This is a genomic window from Streptomyces racemochromogenes (genome assembly GCF_044129415.1).
GTDB classification, from domain to species: Bacteria; Actinomycetota; Actinomycetes; order Streptomycetales; family Streptomycetaceae; genus Streptomyces; species Streptomyces racemochromogenes_A.
This window is the reverse complement of sequence record NZ_JBBDHD010000209.1, coordinates 1-7,867: the sequence shown is the minus strand read 5'-3', so window position 1 is coordinate 7,867 and position 7,867 is coordinate 1. Positions and strand designations below refer to the sequence as shown.

Sequence of the window (7,867 nt, the reverse complement as noted above, 5' to 3'; positions counted from 1 at the left end):
CCCCCCCCGCGCCCCCCCCCCCCCCCCCCGCCCGGCCCAGCTGGGGCGCCGCGGCGGGGGGCCCCGGCCCCCGGGGCGGCCGCGCCCGGGCCCCCCCCCCCCCCCCCCCCCCCCCCCCCTCCCCGGCGGGAGCCGGACCGTTACTGGTCCTTGCCGCCCTTGTCCTTGTCGCCGCCCGCGCCCATGGAGTCGTAGATCTCCTTGCACATGGGGCAGACCGGGTACTTCTTCGGGTCGCGGCCCGGCACCCAGACCTTGCCGCAGAGCGCGACGACGGGGGTCCCGTCGAGCGCGCTCGCCATGATCTTGTCCTTCTGGACGTAGTGGGCGAAGCGCTCGTGGTCGCCGTCGCCGTGGGACACCACCGGCGTCGGCTCGACGAGGGTCCCCGTACCAGTGCCGCGCTCGGGCTCAAGAGTGCTCATAAAACCAGGGTACTGAACGCCGCCCGGGTCAGTTGAGCGACGGGTCGTCCAGATAGGTGGCGACCATCGCGAGCTCGCTGCGCTGCCGGCGCAGCACCGCCCGCCACAGCCGTTCGGGGTCGGGGAAGGAGACGTCGCCGGGCTCGGAGTCCACGACGTACCAGGCGCCGTCGCCCAGCTCGTCCTCCAGCTGGCCGGGCCCCCAGCCGGAGTAGCCGGCGAAGATGCGCAGTCCCCCGAGGGCGGCGGCGAGCAGTTCCGGCGGGGCCTCCAGGTCGACGAGGCCGATGGCCCCGTGCACGCGGCGCCAGCCGAGGGGGCCCTCCTCGCCCGGGATGACCGCGACCCCCAGGGCCGAGTCGAGGGCGACGGGCCCTCCCTGGAACACCACGCCGGGGTCGCCGGCCAGGGGGGCCCACGGGAGCAGGATGTCGCGGACGTCCACGGGGGTGGGCCGGTTGAGGACCACGCCGAGGGAGCCCTGCTCGTCGTGGTCGAGCAGCAGCACGACCGCGCGGTCGAAGTTCGGATCCGCGAGGGCGGGGGTGGCCACGAGCAGCCGCCCCGTGAGGGAGGACACCTCGGTCATGGGCACATGATCTCGCACATTCGCCCTCCGGGGGGAGCGGGCGACGGGATCGGATCTCGCGCAGCTCAGGGCGCACGGCTGCAGACGGGAGCGCGCGCGGCCCCGTACACCGGAACACAACACTCCGCTACCTGGCGGACACCGTACGTGGTGTGCCGAATTCATGACAGTCCTACGGCCCCGTCACCCATACAAACATGGGGGTGGTGGCCCTTACCCTTACGACTGGTCCCCTGCCCATCCACTCCGGAACGCGAGATCCATGACCGGCAACGATGTCCTGCTTGTCCACGGCGGAACCCCGCTTGAGGGCGAGATCCGTGTCCGCGGTGCGAAGAACCTCGTGCCGAAGGCCATGGTGGCCGCCCTGCTCGGCAGTGAGCCGAGCCGGCTGCGCAATGTTCCCGACATCCGTGACGTGCGGGTCGTGCGCGGTCTGCTCCAGCTGCACGGCGTGACCGTGCGCCCCGGCGAGGAGCCGGGCGAGCTGGTCCTCGACCCCACCCACGTCGAGAGCGCGAACGTCGCCGACATCGACGCGCACGCGGGCTCCTCCCGCATCCCGATCCTCTTCTGCGGCCCGCTGCTGCACCGCCTCGGCCACGCCTTCATCCCGGGCCTGGGCGGCTGCGACATCGGCGGCCGGCCGATCGACTTCCACTTCGACGTGCTCCGCCAGTTCGGCGCGACCATCGAGAAGCGGGAGGGCGGCCAGTACCTGGAGGCCCCGCAGCGCCTTCGCGGATGCAAGATCCGCCTGCCCTACCCGTCGGTCGGCTCGACCGAGCAGGTGCTGCTGACGGCCGTTCTGGCCGAGGGCGTGACCGAGCTCAGCAACGCCGCCGTCGAGCCCGAGATCGAGGACCTCATCTGCGTCCTGCAGAAGATGGGCGCGATCATCTCCATGGACACCGACCGGACCATCCGGATCACCGGTGTCGACCGTCTGAGCGGCTACAACCACCAGGCCCTGCCGGACCGCCTGGAGGCGGCGTCCTGGGCCTCCGCGGCCCTGGCGACCGGCGGCAACATCTACGTCCGCGGCGCGCAGCAGCGCTCGATGATGACCTTCCTGAACACCTTCCGGAAGGTCGGCGGCGCCTTCGAGATCGACGACGAGGGCATCCGCTTCTGGCACCCGGGCGGCCCGCTCAACGCGATCGCGCTGGAGACGGACGTCCACCCCGGCTTCCAGACCGACTGGCAGCAGCCGCTGGTCGTGGCGCTCACGCAGGCCTCCGGCCTGTCGATCGTCCACGAGACGGTCTACGAGTCCCGCCTCGGCTTCACCTCGGCGCTGAACCAGATGGGTGCCCACATCCAGCTGTACCGCGAGTGCCTGGGCGGCAGCGCCTGCCGCTTCGGCCAGCGCAACTTCCTGCACTCGGCGGTCGTCTCCGGCCCGACCAAGCTGCAGGGCGCCGACCTGGTCATCCCCGACCTGCGCGGCGGGTTCTCGTACCTGATCGCGGCGCTGGCGGCCGAGGGCACCTCGCGCGTCCACGGCATCGACCTGATCAACCGCGGCTACGAGAACTTCATGGAGAAGCTCGTCGAGCTCGGCGCGAAGGTCGAACTGCCGGGCGGCGACCTGGTCTGACGGTCCTCCCGTCGACCTTCTGACGGTCCTCCCGTCGATCTGAGGCACCGTCTTCCGGAACTTCCCCCTCCCAGGGCCCCAAAGGCCCCTGGGAGGGCCTGGAGGGCCCGGGAAAGGCCTGAGGGCGGCCACCCCCGCGGGGGTGGCCGCCCTCGGCCGTTCTACGTACCACTGCCGTCCCGAGGGCCTGTGCGGCCCTCGGCACAAGGGCGGTACTACTTGCCCTTGGCGGCTTCCTTGAGCTTGGAGCCCGCGGAGACCTTCACGCTGTAGCCGGCCGGGATCTGGATGGGGTCGCCGGTCTGCGGGTTGCGCGCGGTGCGAGCGGCACGGTGGGTGCGCTCGAAGGTCAGGAAGCCGGGGATGGTGACCTTCTCGTCGCCCTTGGCGACGATCTCGCCGACGGTCTCGGCGAGCGCGGCCAGAACGGCGTCGGCGTCCTTGCGGGTCACCTCGGCGCGCTCGGACAGAGCGGCCACCAGCTCACTGCGGTTCATGTTGTACTCCCGTGTTCAACTTGCCTTAGAGGCGTGAGATCGAAGCCGATGCTGCCAGGGCCCTAGGACAGTCCCCGGACCCGGGTCTGAACGTCAGACCCTCTCGCCCGGTTACGCATCCTGCCCCCACCAGCGGCGGGAAAGCCAATCCGGCACCCGCCAGGGTCACACGAAAAGCGCCACAGTCACGCCGCGGTGACGCTCCGTCGCACCCGAGGCTCCGACGCTGATGCGGACCGCGCGCTGCGCGGGCATCCCCGCAACCCTAGAGGCGCGCCGGCGGGCCCGTGTCCCGCGACGCGCCGGGATCAGGCCGTGGGCCCCGTCACAGCGGCCTTCTCGGCACCGGCCTGAGCCGCCTTGCGGACGGCGCCGGCGACGGCGCCCGCGACCTTGTCGTTGAAGACGGAGGGGATGATGTAGTTCGCGTTCAGCTCGTCGCGGCCGACGACGTCGGCGAGGGCGGTGGCGGCGGCCAGCATCATGTCGGTGTTCACGGTCCGGGACTGGGCGTCCAGGAGGCCGCGGAAGACGCCCGGGAAGACCAGCACGTTGTTGATCTGGTTCGGGAAGTCCGAGCGGCCGGTGGCCACGACGGCGGCGGTCTGGCGCGCGACGGCCGGGTCGACCTCCGGGTCCGGGTTCGCGAGCGCGAACACGATGGCGCCCTCGGCCATGGCGGCGACGTCCTCGCCGGAGAGCACGTTGGGGGCGGAGACGCCGATGAAGACGTCGGCGCCGACCACGGCCTCCTTGAGGGTGCCGGTGTAGCCCTCGGGGTTGGTGTTGTCGGCGATCCAGCGCAGCGGGGAGTCCGGCGCGGCGTCGACCAGGTCGGGGCGGCCGGCGTGCACGACGCCGTGGATGTCGGCGCTGACGGCGTTCTTCACGCCGGCGGCGAGGAGCAGCTTGAGGATGGCCGTGCCGGCGGCGCCGGCGCCCGACATGACGACCTTGACGTCCTCAACTGCCTTGCCCACGACGCGCAGTGCGTTGGTGAGGGCGGCGAGGACGACGATGGCGGTGCCGTGCTGGTCGTCGTGGAAGACGGGGATGTCGAGGGCCTCGCGCAGCCGGGCCTCGATCTCGAAGCAGCGGGGCGCGGAGATGTCCTCCAGGTTGATGCCGGCGAAGCCGGGGGCGATGGCCTTGACGATGGCCACGATCTCGTCGGAGTCCTGCGTGTCGAGGCAGATCGGCCAGGCGTCGATGCCGGCGAAGCGCTTGAAGAGGGCCGCCTTGCCCTCCATGACGGGCAGGGCGGCCATCGGGCCGATGTTGCCGAGGCCGAGGACGGCGGAGCCGTCGGTCACGACTGCGACGGAGTTGCGCTTGATGGTCAGGCGGCGCGCGTCCTCGGGGTTCTCGGCGATGGCCGTGCACACGCGGGCGACGCCCGGGGTGTAGATCATCGAGAGGTCGTCGCGGTTGCGGATGGGGTGCTTGGACGACATCTCGATCTTGCCGCCGAGGTGCATCAGGAAGGTTCGGTCGGAGACCTTCCCCAGGCTGACGCCCTCGATGCCGCGCAGCTTCTCGACGATCTCGTCGGCGTGGGCGGTGGAGGTGGCGGCGATGGTGACGTCGATACGGAGCTTCTCGTGGCCGGAGGCGGTCACGTCGAGGCCGGTGACCGAGCCTCCGGAAGACTCCACGGCGGTGGTGAGCTGGGAGACCGCGGTTCCGCTCGCGGGCACTTCCAGGCGGACCGTCATCGAATACGAGACGCTGGGCGCCGTTGCCATGGCCGTGTTCCTCTTCTGTCCCTGGTTCTTCTGTTACACGCACGGTCCCGCGCGGGCGCCACCCGTTCGATGGCAGGTTCGGCAGGACCTGTTGTCCGATCGTCCCACCTACCAGCCGGTACAAGGTAACCAGCTACAAATTTCGGAAGAACACTTCCACCATACGAGAGAACTTGGGGTGTTGGAATGGTGGGTACACACAAAACAGGTCCGCGCCCTCCTTGAACGGAGGGCGCGGACCTGGTGTTCCGGCTAAGACACCGACCCGCCATGCTCGCCTCGCGGCAAGTGGTCGCTCTAAGCGACGAAGGTTGGGCCCGGGGGCTTGGATCGAGCCGGTGTCGTACCCAGGCTAACAAAGGATCGCCGGAAGCGGTCCCCCCTCCCGCGAGTCGGACACCGCGTCACGCTCCCGGGCGCAGCAGCTCCGGCACCCCGGCCCCGTCCGGCCGGTCGCCCTCCGCCGAGACCACCGTCAGCTGCTGCGTCGCACGCGTCAGCGCCACGTACAGCACCCTCAGGCCCGCCGGGGACTCCTCCGCGATCTCCGCCGGGGAGACCACCACCGTGGCGTCGTACTCCAGGCCCTTGGCCTCCAGGCTGCCCAGCGCCACCGCCCGCTCGCCCAGGTCCGCGAGCCAGCCGGCCGCCTCGGCCCGCCGGTCCATGGCCACGACCACACCGACCGTGCCGTCCACCTGGTCCAGCAGCCGCCGGGTCTCCTCCCGCACCGCCGCCCCGAGGTCCTCCCCGGCGGTCGTGAAGCGGGGCTCCAGACCCGTCGAACGCACCGCCCTCGGCGGCTCCATCCCGGGCATGGCCAGCTCCAGCACCCGCGAGGCCACCTCGGCGACCTCGGCCGGGTTGCGGTAGTTCACCGTCAGCGTGAACCGCCTGCGCGGCCGGGAACCCAGCGCCTCGTCCCGGGCCGCGGCCGCCTCCTCCGGATCCGTCCAGGAGGACTGCGCCGGGTCACCGACCACCGTCCAGGTGCCCGTACGGCCCCGCCGGCCCACCATCCGCCACTGCATCGGCGTCAGGTCCTGCGCCTCGTCCACGATCACGTGCGCGTACTCGGTGCGCTCCGCCGCGATCCGCTCCGCCCGCTCCCAGGTGGTCTCCTCCCGGGTCGGCATCAGCTCCTCCAGCCCGCTGAGCTGGTCCAACGGGTCCATCTCCCGCTTCCGCCTGGGCCGGGCGGGCGCCCCGAGGAGCTGCTGGAGCTCGTCGAGCAGCGCCACGTCGTGCACCGACAGCGGCCCGGAACCGTCCGGGCCGACCCGGCGCAGCGAACGCGCCAGCTGGCGGGTCTCGCGCGGGTTCAGGTCCCGGCGCGACCAGCGGCCCAGGCGGCGCTCGTCGGCCATGGCGGCCAGCACCCGGCGCGGCGTGAGCTCCGGCCACCAGGCGTTCAGGAAGCCGAGGAAGTCGTCCTCGGTGGAGATGTCCTCGTCGAAGGCGCTGCGCAGCTCGGCGGCCAGCTCCGGGTCGCTGTGCCGGCCGGACGCGCCGGTCTTCGCGTACAAAGCGTCCAGCAGCAGCTTGCGGGCGCGCGGGCGCAGCAGGTTCACGGGGGCGGTGCCGCCGAGGACGTTCTGCCGGATCCGGTTCAGCTCCGGCGCCTCCAGCTCGACGCGGCGGCCGAAGGCCACCACGCGCAGCCGCTCCGGGGCGTCGCCCAGCTCCAGCGCGCCGCGCACCGCCTTGCGGAGCACCTTGAGCATGCGGGACGAGCCCTTGATCCGGGCTACGGCGGGGTCGTCGTACGTGGTCGCCTCGGCGCCGTCGACGAGGGAGCCCAGCGCCCGGATCGCGACCTGGCCCTCCTCACCGAGCGAGGGCAGCACGCCCTCGGTGTAGGCGACCAGCAGGGGGGTCGGCGAGACGATCAGGATGCCGCCCGAGTAGCGGCGGCGGTCCTGGTACAGGAGGTAGGCGGCCCGGTGCAGGGCGACGGCCGTCTTGCCGGTGCCGGGCCCGCCCGCGACCTCCGCGACGGAGGCGGCGGGGGCACGGATGACCAGGTCCTGCTCCGCCTGGATGGACGAGACGATGTCCCGCATCGTGTGCGTACGGGCCCGCCCGAGGGCGGCCATCAGCGCCCCGTCACCGATGGCGGGCAGCTCCCGGCCGTCGAGGCTGGCGGTGATCTCGGGACGCATCAGGTCGTCCTCCACGCCGAGCACCTTGCGGCCCTTGGAGCGGATCACCCGGCGGCGGATGACCCGGCCGGGGTCCTTGGGCGTCGAACGGTAGAACGGCGCGGCCGCCGGGGCGCGCCAGTCGATGACGAGCGGCGCGTAGTCCGTGTCGAGGACGCCGATGCGGCCGATGTGCAGGGTCTCGGCGATGTCGGCGGTGAGGTCGGGCCGGATCGCGTCGTCGGCGGGCTCGACGGAGGTGTAGGCGCCGTCCGGGCCCCGCTCCCCGTCCTTCCCCAGCACGAGGTCGATCCGCCCGAAGAGGAAGTCCTCGAACTCGTTGTTGAGCCGGTTGAGGTGGATCCCGGCGCGGAAGACCTGCGCGTCCCGCTCGGCGAGCGCGCCGGGCGTCCCGACCTGGCCGCGCTTGGCGGCGTCGTTCATGAGGAACTCGGCCTCGTGGATCTTCTCCTCAAGGCGTCGGTACACCTGGTCGAGATGCGTCTGCTCGACCGCGATCTCCCGATCGCGGACGGAATCCGCCGTGCTGTCGACAGCGGCATTCTGCGCGGCCACCAAGGCCCCCTTCTGACGTGCATGGGCGACCGTCAACCGTACGCGAACGAGCCCCCACTCCGCACGCCCGGTCCGCGCGGCGGCCCGGGAGACCTGTCGTTTCGCACGAGGCCCGGGGCGACGGGGCCCCCGCCCCGGGTGCGGGGCGGTGGGTGGGGGCGGTGTCCCGCCGGGCGGTAGGGAGCAGCAGGCCGGGGCGAGGGGGGACGGGACCACCCTCAGCGGTCTCAGGGATGCCTTGGGGCTTTCCCGTCAGTCCCACTGTCCTTCCGGTGCGGGCCGCCCTGTCAAGGG

The 7,867-nt window shown here is 72.0% G+C and carries 6 protein-coding genes; 1 reads left to right on the top strand and 5 read right to left on the bottom strand.

Going from position 1 to position 7,867, the window contains the following annotated elements:
- Positions 1-140: 140 nt before the first annotated feature.
- Both WDV06_RS35290 and WDV06_RS35285 read right to left on the bottom strand, forming a co-directional pair.
- Entirely contained in the window at positions 141-425 is a 285-nt protein-coding gene (locus WDV06_RS35290) for a DUF3039 domain-containing protein (RefSeq protein WP_042817018.1), read from the bottom strand.
- Positions 426-453: 28 nt separating this feature from the next.
- A complete protein-coding gene (locus WDV06_RS35285) occupies positions 454-1,014 on the bottom strand; it encodes a YqgE/AlgH family protein (protein WP_045947037.1) in 561 nt (186 codons plus the stop codon).
- Between the two features lie 262 nt (positions 1,015-1,276).
- Here WDV06_RS35285 and murA point away from each other — a divergent pair, with 262 nt between their 5' ends.
- A complete protein-coding gene (gene murA, locus WDV06_RS35280; RefSeq protein WP_395513901.1) occupies positions 1,277-2,614 on the top strand; it encodes a UDP-N-acetylglucosamine 1-carboxyvinyltransferase in 1,338 nt (445 codons plus the stop codon).
- 215 nt (positions 2,615-2,829) lie between these two features.
- Here the strand turns inward: murA and WDV06_RS35275 are convergent, their stop codons facing one another.
- The 3 genes from WDV06_RS35275 to WDV06_RS35265 all read right to left on the bottom strand — a co-directional run bounded on the left by WDV06_RS35275 (position 2,830) and on the right by WDV06_RS35265 (position 7,573).
- Positions 2,830-3,111, bottom strand: coding sequence for an HU family DNA-binding protein (locus WDV06_RS35275; RefSeq protein ID WP_007264399.1), 282 nt, complete (start codon positions 3,109-3,111; stop codon positions 2,830-2,832).
- Between the two features lie 308 nt (positions 3,112-3,419).
- On the bottom strand, positions 3,420-4,856 hold the full coding sequence (locus tag WDV06_RS35270) for an NAD-dependent malic enzyme (protein WP_042817021.1): 1,437 nt from the start codon (positions 4,854-4,856) through the stop codon (positions 3,420-3,422).
- Between the two features lie 404 nt (positions 4,857-5,260).
- Positions 5,261-7,573: a HelD family protein gene (locus WDV06_RS35265; RefSeq protein ID WP_395513900.1), complete on the bottom strand. Its 2,313-nt coding sequence runs from the start codon at positions 7,571-7,573 to the stop codon at positions 5,261-5,263.
- Positions 7,574-7,867: the final 294 nt, after the last annotated feature.

Coding starts and splice junctions, on each gene's coding strand:
- WDV06_RS35275 (WP_007264399.1), bottom strand. CDS start 3,111: ATGAACCGCAGTGAGCTGGTGGCCGCTCTGTCCGAGCGCGCCGAGGTG.
- WDV06_RS35270 (WP_042817021.1), bottom strand. CDS start 4,856: ATGGCAACGGCGCCCAGCGTCTCGTATTCGATGACGGTCCGCCTGGAA.
- WDV06_RS35290 (WP_042817018.1), bottom strand. CDS start 425: ATGAGCACTCTTGAGCCCGAGCGCGGCACTGGTACGGGGACCCTCGTC.
- murA (WP_395513901.1), top strand. CDS start 1,277: ATGACCGGCAACGATGTCCTGCTTGTCCACGGCGGAACCCCGCTTGAG.
- WDV06_RS35285 (WP_045947037.1), bottom strand. CDS start 1,014: ATGACCGAGGTGTCCTCCCTCACGGGGCGGCTGCTCGTGGCCACCCCC.